This window comes from Pseudomonas sp. TWRC1-2 (assembly GCF_049896685.1).
Taxonomy (GTDB): Bacteria; Pseudomonadota; Gammaproteobacteria; order Pseudomonadales; family Pseudomonadaceae; genus Aquipseudomonas.
The window spans coordinates 406,257-422,177 of sequence record NZ_JAFCUU010000002.1; the positions used below are offsets into that span (position 1 = coordinate 406,257).

Sequence of the window (15,921 nt, forward strand, 5' to 3'; positions counted from 1 at the left end):
GCTATTACTGAAGCAGCTTCAGTACAGCGGAAGGCAGTTGGTTGGCCTGGGACAGGATCGCAGTGGAAGCCTGTTGCAGGGTTTGTTGCTTGGTCAGCTGAGCAGTTTCTGCAGCGTAGTCAACGTCCTGGATCTGACCGCGAGCGGCGCTGGAGTTGTCCGAGATGCTCTGCAGGTTGGCAACGGTGTTGTCGAAACGGTTTTGTACAGCACCGAGACCGGCACGCTGGGAGTCGATGTCCGAGATCGCCTGGGTGATCACGTCGATCGAGTTCTGTGCGTTGGCAGCAGTGGTGATGTCAGTGTTGTTGACGGTGGTTTTGGTGGAGTTGGCAGCAGTACCAGTAGCTGCGAACAGACCGGTCACACCGGCGCCGCTCAGCGAGTAGCTGCTGGAGGAGTTCAGCGACACTGCGCCAGTAGCGACGATCGGGCCAGCGTCCAGTGCAACGGCTGTGCCGAATGCACCGCTGCCGTCCTGAGTAGCAACCTTGACACCTGCAACAGCACCGGCATCGCCAGCGTTGAAGGTCAGGTTCTCACCGGTATCGGACTTGACCGACAGAGCGTTGGTGGTCGAATCGTAGTTAACGGTGATGCCCAGTTTGGCAGCGTTGGACTTCAGCTGGTCAGCCAGGTCCGAAGTGCTGGTCACGCCAGTGAACTGGACAGCAGTACCGCTGCCGACTTTCAGGGTGAAGTTGGCGCTGGCAGGGCTGGCAGCAGCAATGGCAGTGGAGTCAACGGAGAACTGGGCAACAGTGCTGGCAGTAGCAGCCAGGCCGCCGACAGCGCCGTTCATTTGAGCAGCGATCTGCTTGGCGGAAGCGCCGGCAGCGATGGTCAGGTTGGTCGACTGGCCGCCACCGGTAACGGTGATTGCGCCGCCGGCAACGCCGGTTGCACTTGGCGCTACGCCTTGAGTTTTCAGCTGCTGCGAACCAATGTTGTTGGCTGCAACGTTACCGATGCTCATGTCGATGGTCTGGTTGGCGTTGGCGCCGACCTGGAACGAAGTAGTACCGAAAGAACCGTCCAGCAGGTTCTTGCCACCGAAAGTAGTGGTGGTAGCGATACGGGTCAATTCAGCAGTCAGCGCTGCGTATTGAGCCTGGTTCGACTTACGGTCTTCAGCGCTTGGCGAGCCGTTGGCGGATTGCAGAGCCAGGGTACGCATGCTCTGCAGGATGTTGGTGGACTGCTGCATTGCGCCTTCAGCGGTCTGAGCAATCGAGCTACCGTCGTTGGCGTTTTTGATTGCAACGCCCAGGCCGTTGATCTGGCTGGTCAGACGGTTGGAGATTTGCAGGCCGGCCGCGTCGTCTTTGGCGCTGTTGATACGCAGGCCGGAGGACAGACGCTGCATGGAAGTTTGCAGGGCGCCGGAAGCCTTGTTCAGGTTGTTCTGAACGTTCAACGAAGCAAGGTTAGTGTTTACTGTTAAAGCCATGACGAAATCCTCGTGGGTGGTGTACTGCGGCTTCCGGCCCTGGCAACCGCCGGGTGTGGCCTAGAGAACCTTCGTAATAGTTATCGTCGTGAATGCAGGTTGCTTGAGGACTTTTTTGATTTTTTTTACTAGCAACGGGCCATCCTTTGTAATTCAAGCATTTACGATAGCCCAAACACCCGCAAATGCTGGGTTTTCTGGCGCCAAATAAAAAACGCCCAGGCTTTTACAAGCCTGGGCGTTTTTGTGTGCAGCGCTATCAGGGCATCACGGACGATAGAGAATCGCCGAACCCCACGACAAGCCAACCCCAAATCCGCTGATTGCGACACGCTTCCAGTCGCCGTCCATCATGTGCTTTTCAAGCAGCAGCGGAATGCTGGAAGACACGGTATTGCCGGTCTCGACCATGTCCTTGATGAATTTCTCCACCGGGGCGTCTTCAAAACGCCGGGCCACGGCGTCGACAATCGCCGCACTGCCCTGGTGAATGCAGAAGGCATCGATTTCGTCTGCCTTGAGCTGCGATTCGTTGAGCAGCTCATGCAGATGCGCCGGCACTTTGAGCAGGGCAAAGTTGAACACCTGGCGGCCATTCATGAAAAACACGCCGTCGCTGACCTTCAGGTGCGGCGCACCGGAACCGTCAGTACCGAACTTCGACTTGCCGAGCAACCACGGGGCATCTTCACCCATCCAGGTGGCAGTGGCGGCATCGCCGAAGAGCATGGTGGTGTTGCGGTCTTCCGGGTCAACGATCTTGGAATACGGGTCGGCGGTGATCAGCAGGCCGTTTTTCAGGCCGGTGGCTTCCATGAAGCCTTTCATCGCGTAGATGCCGTAGACATAGCCTGAGCAACCCAGCGAGATATCAAACGCCGCCACATGGGTTGGCAGGCCCAGTTTGTCCTGGACGATGGCGGCCGTGTGGGGCAAGCCTTCCTCATCGCCGTTTTGGGTCACGACGATCAGCGCGTCGATGGACTCGCGCTTCAAATCAGGGTTGTTGGCAAACAAGGCGTTGACCGCCTCGACGCACAGGTCGGAGGTTTCCTGCGCAGCATCCTTGCGCGGCAGGAACGCCGAACCGATCTTGCCAATGATGAAGTCCTCATCCTTGGCGAATTTGGCGCCCTGGGCGTAGTTATCGACCCCGTCTGCCGGCACGTAACTGGCGATGCTTTTTATGCCAATCATTGTGGCTTCCCAATACTAAATAGCTGGATAACACCCCTCGGGCTACGCCGGGAGCGCTGACAATAAAGGGGATAACCCCGTAAAAATATCGCTGAAAGCCCCCGCGCAAAGACCCTGCGACGACTTATCCTTTTCACACGATACAGTGAAGATGCGCTTTATGACTCACAGGTCACTCAATTTTGTGCGCTTTGTGCAAAACCCTGCAACATTCTCGGCCCCAGAAACGACAACGGCCCACCCTGTTGCCAGGGTGGGCCGCTTGTTCGCTCGCCGGTTACATGCGGCTGAACAGGCTCAACTGGGAGATCTTCACAAACGCCAGCTGCGAAGCCTGCAGCATGGTCTGCTGCAATGTCAGGTCAATGGCCGCCTGGCCCATGTCAACGTTCGCCAGCGATGACATGGTGGAGGTGTTGGCCAGCCCCAGGCTGGTGTTTTCCTGGCTCTGGATATCCAGGGCGTTCTGGCGCGCGCCAATCGAGCCACGCACCTGGTCGATCTGCGCCGAAGCGTTGGCCAGGTTACCGATGGAGGTATTGATCACGTCCTTGAGATTGTTCATGGCCACCGGGTCGCCATCGGCCGGGGTTTCCAGCGCCTTGCGCAGTTGGCCCAGCGTGTCCAGGGCGTTCATGTTCTTGTTGCTGGTGGCATTCACCGAAAACTGATCACCCGCCCCCGGCGCGCCACTCACATCGAAGGTCACCCCGGCAGCCGTGATCGACGTCGCGCCGGTGGCCATGGTGCCTGTGGCAATCGACTTACTGTTCGCCGAGTACGGCTGGGCGTACACCTCATAGTCATTGCCGCTGGTGAACTTGATCACCGCGCCCGAGTTCGGAAAGGTGCTGGCGTAGGCTGCCTGGTCGGTGACCCGGCCACCGGTCAACTGCGCCGTAGACGGATTACTGGCTGTACGCGAACTGCTGAACGTGTCCGGCTTGCTCTCCAGCGTAAAGGCCTTGCCCGCCACCAGCGCGTCAGACGGCGCGCCCGAGGCCACATCAGACCCAAGGTTCAGGCTGATGTCGAACTTGACCCCGCGCAGGTTGACGCTGGACGCGCCTTCCTTGGTGGAATCAAATGTGCCGTTACCGGTGATCTCGGACGTAACGTCGTTGCCGTCCTTGTCGGTCACGCTGTATTGGGTGCTGCTGGAGAAGGTCAGCTTGTACGGCTGGCCATCGGCAAAATTCTTCGTGTAAGCGGTGCCCGAGGTGACCAGGCCCGCCGAAATCGCGATTTTGCCGTCGTTGACCGCCGGCGGCAAAATCGTCGCCTGAGTGCGACCGGTGTTGCCGGAGCTTTCCAGCAGCGTCTTGCCGGTATCGCCCGCGGCAACCGTCAAGTTGCTCGACACTTGCAGGCTCAGCGGCGTCTCATCACCCTGGTAGGTGTAGGTGCCATCGTTGTTACGGCTGTAGGGCGGCGTGTCGGTCTTGGCCCCGGAAAACATGTAGTTGCCGCTGGAATCCTTGGTGTTGAGCAGGCCCAACACCTGGTCTTCGAGCGCGCCGACCTGAGCGGCGATAGCCTTGCGGTCGTCATTGCTGAGCTTGAGGTTACCCGCCTGCAACGCCAGGCCGCTGGCGGTTTGCATGGCCGTGTTGATGCTCGACAACACGCTTTCCTCGTTGGTCAGCGAGTTTTGCAGGCTGGTGATGTTGCCGTTGTACTGGCCCAGCATGTCTTTCTGCTGTTGCAGCATCAGCAATTGCGCGGCGGCTACCGGATCATCCGAAGCGGTCTGCACGCGCACGCCGGAGCTGGCCTGGTCCTGAGCCTTCACCACACCCGAATAGTTATCCTGATATTTGGCGGAGCTGGTGTCGAAATACTGCTGTGTAGAGATACGCATCGTTCCAGACTCCTTTAAAGGGCGTTGATCAGTGTGCTGAAGGTTTCTTGCGCGGCCTTGATGATCTGCGACGACGCGGTGTAGTACTGCTGGAACTTGATCATGTCGCCCGCCTCCTCATCCAGGTTGACCTGGGACACGGAGTCGCTGGCCGCCTTGTTCGCGGCCAGCAATGCGCCGGTGGCGGTGCTGTCGGTGTTGGCCTGGGCGGCCTTGGAACCGACTTGGGACACCAGCCGGCTGTTGGCGCTGACCAGGCTCACGCCCGCATTGCCATCCACCGCGCCGACCGTCGCCTTGGTCTGCAAACCCAGCAATTGCTGAGCGTTGCGGCCATCGGAGGTGGCGCCGCTGTTGAACGAGAAAGTCGTGCTGTCGCCGTTGGCGGGTGCGCCCGCCACCGTGGTGTCGAAACTGAAGCTCTTGCCTGGAATCAACGTGCCGCTGGCATCACGCATTGGCACACTGATAGAGACCTTGTTGCCCTGGCCCGGAATGATGCTGCCGGTGCCGATCGAGTTGCCCTGGGCATCGCTCACTGTGTAGGACTGGGTGCCGTCTGCCGCAGGCTTGCCGAACACCATCTTCACTGGCATCGAGTTTTCGATCCCGGTGCGCAATTGCGCGCTGGCGGCGCCGCCATTGATATCGATCGGCAGCGTCAATGTCGGTGGTGTGAACGTGCCGGTGCCAGTGTTGGTAGTGCTGGAATTACCGGCCAGTGGCGCCGCGAACGCGAGCTTGTTCGGGTCTTTGAGGTCGACACTGATGTTGCTGGCCCCGGTCGCCGTCGGGCTGACCTTGAAGCTGTCACCGGCAGCCATCGGCCCCTTGCCATCCAGTGCCAGGGTGAAGCCGTCGATCACGGGCGGCGGCGTGGTGGTGGTGTCGAACGAGCCCATGGCTTTACCGTCGGAGCGCACCACGTTGTACTGGTTGCCGCTGGTGAAGGTGACTTTGTAGTCGAAGGTCGAGAGCTTGCTGCTGTCGGCAATCGTCACATTCAGGTTGCCCGAGCCTGCGCTGTTACCCGAGGCTGCCTGGCTACGCTGGGTGATGGCCGCGGCGCTGTTGATGTCGCTGAACAACGAAGAACCGAAATCGCTGTTCAGGTCCAGGCCCTGGCCCAACTGGCTGTTGACGCTGTCAGCGGTGGCAATGGCAATGCGGCCCAGGTCATTGATGGCCGGCATCAGCGCATCACTGCGATAACGCAACAGGCCGCCGATGCTGCCGCCGGACACCACGTTGCCGATGTCCATCGGCGTGTCGCCCATGTTGAGCTGAATGGTGTACTGGCTGTTGTCGGTTTTGCTCGGCACCGCCGAAATCGTGTTGGCCACACCGCCTTCGACCAGCGACTGGCCGGTGCCGGTGGTGATGCTGAACTGGCCGTTCTTCTCGGTGGCCGTTACGCCGATCAGCTCGTTGAGCGAACGCACTGCCTCGTTACGCGCATCCAGCAGGTTGGCCGGCGCACTGGTCGACGAGCCCTGGGCGGTTGAAATTTGCGTGTTCAGCGAGGCAATCGACGAGGTCAGCTTATTGACCTGATCACTCATGGTGCTCAGCTGACTGTTGATGCTTTCTTTTTGCTGGGTCAGTTGGGTGGAGATCGCGTTGAAGCGGTCGCTCAAGGTCTGGGCGCTGGTCACCAGCAGCTGGCGCGCGGACACGTCGCTGGGGGTCGCTGCCGCGGTCTGCAGGGAAGCAAAAAACGCGCTGAGCACCGCAGACATGCCGGTGGACTTGTCAGACAGGGTCTTGTCAATCGCAGCCGCCTGGCCCGCGTAGGCGGTGGCGTCGCTGTTGAGGGCCGTGCTGCTCTGGTAAGCGGCGCCCAAGAAATCGTTATAGATGCGGCGCACATCCGCCAGGGTCGTGCCGCTGCCGATGTACACGCCACCGTACTGATTGCTGGCGCTGGCGTTCTGGGTGGTCTGCTGACGCGAGTATCCCGGGGTGTTGACGTTGGCAATGTTGTTACTCAGGACCGACAACGATCCTTGAGCGGCGTTGAGCCCCGACATCCCGATATTGAGCAAACTCATGATTCAGACCTTATAAATGAGTGGATGCGCCCGCGGCAGCGTAATCCTGGTAACTGTTCATCGTTCTGGCGATCTGCGAAATCTTGCTGGCGTAGTCCGGGTCGGTTGCGTATCCGGCTTTTTGCAACTCGCGCACAAACTGTTCCGGGTTGTCGGCTGATTTCACAACTTCTTTATAGCGATCATTGCTTTGCAGCAATGTCACCAGATCGTGGAAGCTGTCCTGATAGGAGTTGTAGGAACGGAATTGCGCCGTTTCCTTGACCATCGACCCATCACGAAACTCGCTGGTAATTGCACGCGCCTGGCCGCCCTGCCAACTCTGCCCGGCCTTGATGCCGAACAGGTTGTGACTGCTGCTGCCGTCCTCGGCGCGCATCACTGATTTGCCCCAACCGGTTTCCAGCGCGGCCTGGGCCACCAGGTACTTGGGATCGACACCGATGCGCGCGGCGGCCGCCTTGGCCATCGGCAGCATGGTGGCGACAAATTCATCCTGCGAGCTGAAGGCTTTCTTCGCCGGCGCCAGCGGAGGCTGGGCGATGGCGCGGCCATACACCTGCATGCGCCCGCTCGGTACGGCAATGCTGCGCGCGCTGCTGTTGACCACGTTGTCGGCGGCGGCGCTGTTACGCAGCGGCGCGCTCTTGGCATCGATGGCGACCGGCGCGTTCGGCACGATACCGGCCAACAGACGGTCAGTCAGCTTGCTCGGCAAGGCGATACGGCGCTGGTTCATCAGCTCCATGTCGTTGGCGTGCGCGCTCGCGCCTTCAGGCACGGCCACGCGATAAGCCCACAGCGGACGCTGGCCATTGGAGCGGCCCAACGGCCCTGCGGCCTGGGTGCCTGCGGCGATTTCAGTCGGCACATCGACCTTCTTCGCCGGCGCCGGCGCCGCCTCCGGGCCCTGCAACGTGGCCGCCTGGGCGTCCACCGGCTTGTTCTTCTGCATCTGGCGCATCAGCACGTCGGCCAGGCCAATACCACCGCCTTCGCGAGACATCGAAACCGCCAACTGCTGGTCGTACATTTCCTGGTATTGCTTGGCCGCCGGCGTATTCAGCGGGTTGTCCTTGCCCAGCGCTTCCGTAGCCGAGCGCATGGACTTGAGCATCTCGCTGAGAAACAGCGACTCGAACTCCTGCGCGACTTTGCGCATGTTGCCTTCGCTGTTCTTGTCGGCGCCGACCTTGAGCTGGTTAAGCCGGTTCAGGTCGGAGTAAGACCCCGAATCTGCCGTGCTGCTGATCCCGCTCTGGCGCATATCCATGACCATGGCTCAGATCACTATCAGGTCGGCTTGCAAGGCGCCGGCCTGTTTCAGCGCTTCGAGGATCGCCATCAAGTCGCCTGGGGCTGCGCCCACCTGGTTCACCGCGCGGACAATCTCGTCCAGCGTGGTGCCGGGGCCGAACTTGAACATCGGCTTGGCTTCTTGCTGAGCATTCACCCGAGACCGCGGCACCACCGCCGTCTGGCCATTGGACAAGGGCCCAGGCTGACTGACGATCGGGTCTTCGGTGATGGTCACGGTCAGGCTGCCGTGGGTCACGGCCGCCGGCGATACCTTGACGTTCTGACCGATCACGATCGTGCCGGTACGCGAATTGATGATGACCTTGGCCACCGCCTGGCCTGGATCGACCTCAAGGTTTTCCAGGATCGACAGGTAATCGACGCGCTGGCTTGGGTCCAGCGGCGCGGTGACGCGGATCGAGCCGCCGTCAATGGCCTGGGCGACGCCAGGGCCGAGCATGTCGTTGATCTTGTCGACCACGCGCTTGGCGGTGGTGAAGTCCGAACGGTTGAGGTTCAAGGTCAGGCTGTTGCCCTGGTTGAAGCCGCTGGGCACGGTGCGTTCCACCATGGCGCCACCTGGAATTCGTCCGGCAGACGGCACGTTAACGGTGATCTTCGAACCGTCACGGCCCTCGGCGTCAAAACCACCGACCACCAGGTTGCCCTGGGCGATGGCGTAGACGTTGCCGTCGATACCCTTGAGCGGCGTCATCAGCAACGTGCCGCCGCGCAGGCTTTTGGAGTTACCGATGGACGAGACGGTGATGTCCACCACCTGACCCGGCTTGGCGAACGCCGGCAAATCGGCACTGATAGACACGGCCGCAACGTTTTTCAGCTGCACGTTGCCCGAACCCGCCGGCACCTTGATGCCGAACTGCGAGAGCATGTTGTTGAAGGTCTGCAGGGTGAACGGCGTCTGAGTGGTCTGGTCACCCGTGCCGTTAAGCCCCACCACCAGGCCGTAGCCGATCAGTTGGTTGGAGCGCACACCGGAAATACTGGCGATGTCTTTCAACCGCTCAGCAAAGGCCCCTGTGCTCAAGGCCAGCAACAACGCGGCAGCCATCAGCTGTTTGAGTTTCAAAGTGGCCACCTAGAAAGGGAACAGCGGGCTAAGGAAGAAACGGTCGAACCAGCCCGGCTGACTCGCATCAGCAAACGAACCCGTACCCGAGTAGGTAATGCGCGCATCGGCAATCCGCGTCGACGGCACGGTGTTGTCGGTGGAAATATCATCGGCGCGGACCATGCCCGCAATGCGCACCAGCTCGTCGCCGGTGTTGAGGGTCATCCACTTTTCACCGCGTACGGCGATGATGCCGTTGGGCAGTACATCGGCGACAGTCACGGTGATCGAACCGGTCAGGCTGTTGCCCTGCCCCGCCGCACTCTTGCCGTTGGTGGCGCGGTCGCCGCTGTAGCCGGCGTCCAGGCTCAGGTCACCGCTGCCCAGCGGGTTATTGGTGTTGGGCACGCCACCGAACAGCGACGTCAGACCAATGCTGGTCTTGCTGGTCTTGCCGATCTGCGAGTTGGCGTTTTTGCTGGCCTGGGTTTTCTCGTTCAGGGTGATGGTGATGATGTCACCCACGCGGAACGCCTTGCGGTCGCTGTACAGGTTCTGTTCGAAACCGGCCTGGTAGATCGAGCCATTGTTGGCCGCCGCCGGCAACGGCGTGCGCGGCAACACCGGCGCGTAGTACGGGTCATTGGGTTTTGGCGTCGGGGCGACACAGCCCGCGAGCACGGCGATCCCACTCAATGCCAGAACAGAAACATAGCGATTCATGACCCTTACCTCACGGTGTTGCAGGCGCCGTCGATGGCGCCCCATAGACTTGATTACAGATTCTGCGTTACGAACGAAAGCATCTGGTCGGCGGTGGAAATCACCTTGGAGTTCATCTCATAGGCGCGCTGAGTGGTGATCATGTTGACCATCTCCTCAACCGTGCTGACGTTGGAAGTTTCCAGGGTGCTTTGCAGCGTGGTGCCAAAACCGTTCAGGCCAGGGGTGCCGATTTGCGGCGCGCCGCTGGAGGCGGTTTCCAAGAACAGGTTGTTACCCATCGCCTGCAGGCCGGCCGGGTTGATGAAGTCGGCGGTTTGCAGGTTGCCGATCACTTGCGATGCCGGGTTGCCGGCCACGGTAATCGACACGGTGCCGTCGTTGCCGACGGTAAAGGTCTTGGCGTCCGCGGGAACCACAACAGCCGGCTCCAGGGCGAAACCGTTGGCCGTGACGATCTGGCCATTGGAGTCGAGGTGGAACGTGCCATCACGGGTGTAGGACGTGGTGCCATCGGGTTGCAGGATCTGGAAGAAGCCGCGCCCGTTGATGGCCATGTCCAATGGCTGACCGGTTTGCTGCAGGTTACCGGCGCTGAAGTTCTTCTGCGTGCCAACGATCTGCACACCGGTACCCAGTTGCAGGCCCGACGGCAATTCGCTGTCCTGGGTCGATTGGGCGCCCGGCTGCTTCTTGATCTGATAGAGCAAGTCCTGGAACTCGGCGCGGTCACGTTTGAAGCCCGTGGTCGACACGTTCGCCAAGTTGTTGGAAATGGTGGTCAGGTTGGTGTCCTGGGCGGACAAACCGGTTTTGGCAACCCATAGAGCCGGAAGCATGCTGTTCTCCTTCGTGCGCCTGTTTGTTGGCGCTGCGCTGCAAAATTAGTAGTCGGTCAGTAACGCGCCAATCAGCTCATCGCCAGAACGCGGGTCATGGCCTGGTCGTCTTCCTTGGCGCTGTTCATCATCTTGATGTGCAGCTCGAACTGCTTGGAAAGCGACAGCACCGCGGTCATTTCTTCAACGGCGTTGACGTTGCTTGCCTGCAGGAAGCCCGACGTCAGCGTGACGTTGGCGTTCGCCTGGGCCGGCTGGCCATCCTTGGTGTGGATGGTGCCGTCCAGGCCCTTGGTCATGTTCTTGAGGTCCGGCTGGACCAGCTTGATGCGGTCCACTTCAGCCATGACCCGCGGGCCTTCACCCATGGCGCGGATGCTGATGGTGCCGTCGGCACCCACTTCGATTTTCTGCTGCGGCGGCACCGCAATCGGGCCACCGTTGCCCATGATCGGCATGCCGTTGCCGGCCCGCAGCACGCCCAGCGCATCCACATTCATGCTGGCGCTGCGCACGTAGGCTTCACTGCCATCGGGGGTTTGCACGGCCATCCAACCGTCGCCGCTGACCGCTACATCGAGGTCACGACCGGTTTCGATCATGGCGCCCGGGGAGAAGTCGGTGCCCGGACGCTCGGTCATGGCAAACGCGCGCGCCGGAAAGCTGTCACCAAACACCGGCATCGAACGCGCCTGCTCCAGGTCACGCTGAAAACCGTTGGTGGAGATGTTCGCCAGATTGTTGGCATGGGCCTTCTGCGCCAGTGCATTCTGGCTGGCGCCGGTCATTGCCACATAAAGGTACTTGTCCACGCTCTATCCTCTTTCTGACGGACGCTTGCCGCCCACCGCTGTACTGAGGAGGCTTAAGCAATTTGCGAACCAACTTTTAAAAACGAGGAAAAGTCCAGGCAGTACGGGGGTTTGCGGGGAGGCACGGAGATTATGAGGCTGGACGAGAGTCGAAAAAACGGCGGACTACTGCCGCCTGCGGCAAGCACAGGTCTTGAAGATGACAAATAACAAATGTGGGAGCTGGCTTGCCTGCGATGGCGGTGTATCAGTGGGTACATCAGCTAAATGACCCACCGCCATCGCAGGCAAGCCAGCTCCCACAGGGGATGCGTTCACTTGTCGGCCTTGAGGATTTCGTAATCGCGCAGCTTATTGGCGATGGTGGTGTGCGACACGCCCAAGCGCTTGCCCAGTTGCCGGCTGCTGGAATGCTCGGCATATAAGGCTTCCAGCACCGCCTTCTCGAACCGGCCGACGATCTGCTCCAACCCGCCCTCCAACGAGAAATCGCCAAGCGGCTGACGCACGCCGTAATCCGGCAAGCGAATATGCTCAGCCTTGACCGTCCCGCCTTCGCACAACGACACCGCCTGAAACAGCACGTTTTCCAGCTGGCGCACATTGCCCGGCCAGTGATAGTGGCTGAGCCGATCCATCGCAGCCGGTGCCAGCTTGGGCAGCGGGCAGCCGATCTGCCGGCTGGCTTGATCGAGGAAATGCTCAACCAACGGCGCCAACCCATCCAAGCATTCGCGCAGCGGCGGGATATGCAGCGACAGCACATTGAGGCGGTGATAAAGGTCCTGGCGGAATTCGCCGCGGGCGCAAAGCTCAGACAAGTCCACCTGCGTCGCACAGATCACCCGTACATCCAGGTAGACCTCTTCATCACTGCCCACCCGGCGAAAGCATCCGTCCTGCAGAAAACGCAGCAATTTCACCTGCAGACGCGCGCTCATTTCGCCGACGCCATCGAGAAACAACGTACCGCCTGCCGTCAGCTCCAGCAGACCCAGCTTGCCTTCGGCCCGCGCGCCTTCAAACGCACCAGGCCCGTAGCCAAACAGCTCAGTCTCGGCCATTGACTCCGGCAAGCCTGCGCAATTGAGCGCCATCAATGGCGACTGCCCACGCGGGCTGGCCAGGTGACAAGCGCGGGCCAACAGCTCTTTGCCGGTGCCGGTTTCGCCTTCTATTAATAGAGGCGCATCCAAAGGCGCCATGCGCCGCGCCTCACGCACCACGGCCGCCATGACCCTGGAGCTCTGGAAGATGCTGTCGAAACCACGCAATTCCTGCTTGCGCACGTTGTAGATGCGCTCCCCGACGCGGTCGGCGCGGTGCAGGGTCAGCACGGCACCCGCCATGGCTTCGCTGTCATCGTGTTCGGAGGATTGCAGCGGCGCGATGTCCGCCAGGAATACGTCGCCCTTGACCTTGACCCGCAAGCCATTGATCCGCGACTTGCTCGCCCGCACCAGTTCCGGCAGATCGAAGTCTTCGGCATAGCGCGACAGTGGAATGCCCGGCACCTCGTCCACGCGCACCCCGAGCAACTGCGCCGCCGCGCGGTTGGCGGCAACGATGGAGCCGCCCATGTCGATCGACAGCACCGGAAATTCCAGGGCGCCAAGCAGCGCATTGAGCTCCATATGCCGACGCTCGCTGGGCATCAGCCCTACCCGCTTGACGCCAAACACCCCGGCAATGGCTTCAAATTGCGGGCGCAGCGCCTGGAATTGCATGTTCACCAGGTTGGGGCAAAACAGGTAAATCGCATTGCCATGTTCGCCGCCGACCTCGCCCTTCGCGACGTTGACGCCGTACTCCACCAACAGGTTGAGGATGTCCCGCAGGATGCCGATGCGGTTCTGGCAGTGCACTTTAATACGCATGAAAAAGCCCGAAAGGTGGGAAGGCGCCGCGTCTTTTTGCCGCTGGGCGCAGATAGTCGTCAAGATTATGTGACAGCCCGAGAGCATTTCACAGCCCAAGACAACGACGAGCCGGGCTATCGTAACGAATACTTTACAAAAAAACGGTAACATTTCCTACAGAATTAGGCCGCAGCCCGATGGAATCCGGCGCCTTGCGGGTTATCAATAGGCTCATCGCAGGACATAACAAGAACGAATGCCTAGCAGGAGAGCCGTATGAAGCAAACGCACTACGTGGCCCGCGAGCCCGATGCGCAAGGTTTTATCCACTACCCGCCGGAAGAACACGCGGTGTGGAACACCCTGATCACGCGCCAGTTGAAAGTGATCGAGGGCCGCGCCTGCCAGGAATACCTGGACGGCATCGACAAGCTCGGCCTGCCGCTGGACCGCATTCCGCAACTGGGTGAAATCAACCAGGTGCTGGCCGAGACCACCGGCTGGCAAGTCGCCCGCGTGCCGGCGCTGATCCCCTTCCAGACCTTCTTCGAATTACTCGCCAGCAAGCAGTTTCCGGTGGCGACCTTTATTCGGACCCGCGAAGAACTGGACTACCTGCAAGAGCCGGATATTTTCCACGAGATCTTCGGCCACTGCCCGTTGTTGACCAATCCTTGGTTCGCCGAATTCACCCACACTTACGGCAAGCTCGGCCTGGCCGCGACCAAGGAACAGCGCGTGTACCTGGCGCGCCTGTACTGGATGACCATCGAGTTCGGCCTGGTGGACACCCCGCAAGGCCGGCGCATCTACGGTGGCGGCATTCTGTCGTCGCCCAAGGAGAGCGTGTACTGCCTGTCGGATGAGCCCGAGCACCAAGCCTTCGACCCGCTCGAAGCGATGCGCACGCCGTATCGGATCGACATCCTGCAACCACTGTATTTCGTCCTGCCTGAGCTCAAGCGCCTGTTCGACGTGGCGCAGGAAGACATCATGGGCATGGTCGAGCGCGGTATGCAGCTGGGTCTGCACGCGCCGAAATTTCCGCCCAAACCCAAAGCGGCTTGAACCTTATGTTTTCAGGCCAGGTGAGTCTGTTCCCTGGCCGCGCGTTGCTTTAGGGTGACGCCACTGACGACCGTTTTTCAAACACTCGAATTCAGGACACTTCCCATGACCACCTTGAACCAAGCCCACTGCGAAGCCTGCCGTGCCGACGCCCCGCAAGTCAGCGATGAAGAGTTGCCGGTACTGATCAAGCAGATTCCCGACTGGAACATCGAAGTCCGCGACGGCGTGATGCAGCTGGAAAAGGTTTTTCTGTTCAAGAACTTCAAATTTGCCCTGGCCTTTACCAACGCCGTGGGTGAAATCTCTGAAGCCGAAGGCCACCACCCTGGCCTGCTCACCGAGTGGGGCAAAGTCACCGTGACCTGGTGGAGCCACTCGATCAAAGGCTTGCACCGCAACGACTTCATCATGGCCGCGCGCACGGACGAAGTGGCCAAGGACGCCGAGGGCCGCAAGTAATGCATTTCGATGCGATTGGCCGCGTGCCCGGCGACCCGATCCTCGGGCTGATGGACCTGTATGCCCAGGACAGCAACCCGAACAAGTTCGACCTGGGTGTCGGCGTCTATAAAGACGACCAGGGCCTCACGCCGATTCCGCACTCGGTAAAACTCGCCGAACAGCGGCTGGTAGACACTCAGACCACCAAGACCTACATCGGCGGCCACGGCGATGCGGCATTCGGTGCGTTGATCAGCGAACTGGTGCTCGGCGCCGACTCGGCCTTGATCCGCGACCGCCGCGCCGGCGCAACGCAAACCCCAGGCGGCACCGGCGCCCTGCGCCTGAGCGCGGACTTTATCGCCCATAACCTGCCGGGGCGTGGCGTGTGGCTGAGCAACCCGACCTGGCCGATCCACGAAACCATCTTCGCCAAAGCCGGGCTCAAGGTCAGTCACTACCCCTATGTGGGCGCCGACAACCGCCTGGATGTGGCCGCGATGTTGGCAACACTTGCCACGGTGCCCGAGGGCGACGTGGTGTTGCTTCATGCGTGCTGCCACAACCCGACTGGTTTTGACCTGTCCCAGGACGACTGGCGCCAGGTGCTGCAGATCGTGCGCGAGCGCCAATTGCTGCCGCTGATCGACTTCGCCTATCAAGGCTTCGGCGACGGTCTGGAGCAAGACGCCTGGGCCGTGCGATTGTTTGCCGCCGATCTGCCGGAAGTGCTGATCACCAGCTCCTGCTCGAAAAACTTTGGCCTGTACCGCGACCGTGTCGGCGCGTTGATCGTGTGCGCGGCGGATGCTGAAAAGCTCACGGATGTGCGCAGCCAGCTGGCAAACACCGCGCGTAATCTGTGGTCGACGCCGCCGGACCATGGCGCCGCCGTGGTCGCGACCATTCTTGGGGATGCCGAGCTGAAAAAGCGCTGGAGCGACGAAGTCGAAGCCATGCGCTCACGGATCGCGCAGCTGCGTTCCGGCCTAGTGGAGGCGTTGGCGCCCCACGGGCTGGCCGAACGCTTTGCGCATATCGGTGCGCAGCGTGGGATGTTTTCCTACACCGGCTTGAGTGCCGAACAAGTCAAGCAACTGCGCGAGAAGCACAGCGTGTATATGGTCAGTTCGGGGCGGGCTAACGTGGCGGGCATCGACGCGACGCGTTTGACCCTGCTGGCCGAGGCCATCGCCGACGTTTCCAACTGAAAAAACCGAATCAAACTGTGGGAGCTGGCTTGCCT

Annotated in this window: 13 protein-coding genes; 3 read left to right on the top strand and 10 right to left on the bottom strand. The window is 60.7% G+C overall.

What is annotated here, in order from left to right; genetic code table 11:
• Positions 1–4: 4 nt before the first annotated feature.
• The 10 genes from ACP7B3_RS06300 to ACP7B3_RS06345 form a co-directional block, all read right to left on the bottom strand.
• Entirely contained in the window at positions 5–1,450 is a 1,446-nt protein-coding gene (locus ACP7B3_RS06300) for a flagellin (RefSeq protein WP_145158893.1), read from the bottom strand.
• A 267-nt stretch (positions 1,451–1,717) separates the two neighbouring features.
• Complete coding sequence (locus ACP7B3_RS06305; protein WP_145158895.1) at positions 1,718–2,647, bottom strand: ketoacyl-ACP synthase III; 930 nt, start codon at positions 2,645–2,647, stop codon at positions 1,718–1,720.
• A 277-nt stretch (positions 2,648–2,924) separates the two neighbouring features.
• Positions 2,925–4,508, bottom strand: coding sequence for a flagellar hook-associated protein 3 (locus tag ACP7B3_RS06310; RefSeq protein ID WP_262208277.1), 1,584 nt, complete (start codon positions 4,506–4,508; stop codon positions 2,925–2,927).
• Positions 4,509–4,522: 14 nt separating this feature from the next.
• The gene (flgK, locus tag ACP7B3_RS06315) at positions 4,523–6,559 is read right to left on the bottom strand and encodes a flagellar hook-associated protein FlgK (RefSeq protein WP_242195637.1); all 2,037 of its coding nucleotides are present in this window, start codon (positions 6,557–6,559) and stop codon (positions 4,523–4,525) included.
• A 10-nt stretch (positions 6,560–6,569) separates the two neighbouring features.
• The gene (gene flgJ / locus ACP7B3_RS06320) at positions 6,570–7,838 is read right to left on the bottom strand and encodes a flagellar assembly peptidoglycan hydrolase FlgJ (protein ID WP_426178442.1); all 1,269 of its coding nucleotides are present in this window, start codon (positions 7,836–7,838) and stop codon (positions 6,570–6,572) included.
• A gap of 3 nt (positions 7,839–7,841) precedes the next feature.
• The gene (locus ACP7B3_RS06325) at positions 7,842–8,930 is read right to left on the bottom strand and encodes a flagellar basal body P-ring protein FlgI (protein WP_145159575.1); all 1,089 of its coding nucleotides are present in this window, start codon (positions 8,928–8,930) and stop codon (positions 7,842–7,844) included.
• Between the two features lie 27 nt (positions 8,931–8,957).
• Positions 8,958–9,653: a flagellar basal body L-ring protein FlgH gene (flgH, locus tag ACP7B3_RS06330; RefSeq protein ID WP_003214607.1), complete on the bottom strand. Its 696-nt coding sequence runs from the start codon at positions 9,651–9,653 to the stop codon at positions 8,958–8,960.
• A gap of 53 nt (positions 9,654–9,706) precedes the next feature.
• On the bottom strand, positions 9,707–10,492 hold the full coding sequence (flgG, locus tag ACP7B3_RS06335) for a flagellar basal-body rod protein FlgG (protein ID WP_005790105.1): 786 nt from the start codon (positions 10,490–10,492) through the stop codon (positions 9,707–9,709).
• 71 nt (positions 10,493–10,563) lie between these two features.
• Complete coding sequence (locus ACP7B3_RS06340) at positions 10,564–11,304, bottom strand: flagellar basal body rod protein FlgF (RefSeq protein WP_242195642.1); 741 nt, start codon at positions 11,302–11,304, stop codon at positions 10,564–10,566.
• 314 nt (positions 11,305–11,618) lie between these two features.
• Positions 11,619–13,181 (bottom strand): sigma-54-dependent transcriptional regulator, encoded by a 1,563-nt coding sequence (locus ACP7B3_RS06345; protein WP_106576441.1) that lies wholly within the window; start codon positions 13,179–13,181, stop codon positions 11,619–11,621.
• A gap of 258 nt (positions 13,182–13,439) precedes the next feature.
• Between ACP7B3_RS06345 and phhA the strand changes: the two genes are divergently transcribed.
• From phhA to ACP7B3_RS06360, 3 genes are all read left to right on the top strand, one after another.
• Positions 13,440–14,231, top strand: coding sequence for a phenylalanine 4-monooxygenase (phhA, locus tag ACP7B3_RS06350; RefSeq protein WP_145158906.1), 792 nt, complete (start codon positions 13,440–13,442; stop codon positions 14,229–14,231).
• A 105-nt stretch (positions 14,232–14,336) separates the two neighbouring features.
• Complete coding sequence (locus tag ACP7B3_RS06355) at positions 14,337–14,693, top strand: 4a-hydroxytetrahydrobiopterin dehydratase (RefSeq protein ID WP_106576439.1); 357 nt, start codon at positions 14,337–14,339, stop codon at positions 14,691–14,693.
• Entirely contained in the window at positions 14,693–15,886 is a 1,194-nt protein-coding gene (locus ACP7B3_RS06360) for an amino acid aminotransferase (RefSeq protein WP_426178443.1), read from the top strand. Before ACP7B3_RS06355 ends, ACP7B3_RS06360 begins: the two co-directional genes overlap by 1 nt.
• Positions 15,887–15,921 lie beyond the last annotated feature (35 nt).

Excerpts from the sequence above, each read along its gene's own strand:
- ACP7B3_RS06300 (WP_145158893.1), bottom strand. The coding sequence starts at position 1,450 with ATGGCTTTAACAGTAAACACTAACCTTGCTTCGTTGAACGTTCAGAAC.
- ACP7B3_RS06305 (WP_145158895.1), bottom strand. The coding sequence starts at position 2,647 with ATGATTGGCATAAAAAGCATCGCCAGTTACGTGCCGGCAGACGGGGTC.
- ACP7B3_RS06310 (WP_262208277.1), bottom strand. The coding sequence starts at position 4,508 with ATGCGTATCTCTACACAGCAGTATTTCGACACCAGCTCCGCCAAATAT.
- flgK (WP_242195637.1), bottom strand. The coding sequence starts at position 6,559 with ATGAGTTTGCTCAATATCGGGATGTCGGGGCTCAACGCCGCTCAAGGA.
- flgJ (WP_426178442.1), bottom strand. The coding sequence starts at position 7,838 with ATGGTCATGGATATGCGCCAGAGCGGGATCAGCAGCACGGCAGATTCG.
- ACP7B3_RS06325 (WP_145159575.1), bottom strand. The coding sequence starts at position 8,930 with ATGGCTGCCGCGTTGTTGCTGGCCTTGAGCACAGGGGCCTTTGCTGAG.
- flgH (WP_003214607.1), bottom strand. The coding sequence starts at position 9,653 with ATGAATCGCTATGTTTCTGTTCTGGCATTGAGTGGGATCGCCGTGCTC.
- flgG (WP_005790105.1), bottom strand. The coding sequence starts at position 10,492 with ATGCTTCCGGCTCTATGGGTTGCCAAAACCGGTTTGTCCGCCCAGGAC.
- ACP7B3_RS06345 (WP_106576441.1), bottom strand. The coding sequence starts at position 13,181 with ATGCGTATTAAAGTGCACTGCCAGAACCGCATCGGCATCCTGCGGGAC.
- phhA (WP_145158906.1), top strand. The coding sequence starts at position 13,440 with ATGAAGCAAACGCACTACGTGGCCCGCGAGCCCGATGCGCAAGGTTTT.
- ACP7B3_RS06355 (WP_106576439.1), top strand. The coding sequence starts at position 14,337 with ATGACCACCTTGAACCAAGCCCACTGCGAAGCCTGCCGTGCCGACGCC.
- ACP7B3_RS06360 (WP_426178443.1), top strand. The coding sequence starts at position 14,693 with ATGCATTTCGATGCGATTGGCCGCGTGCCCGGCGACCCGATCCTCGGG.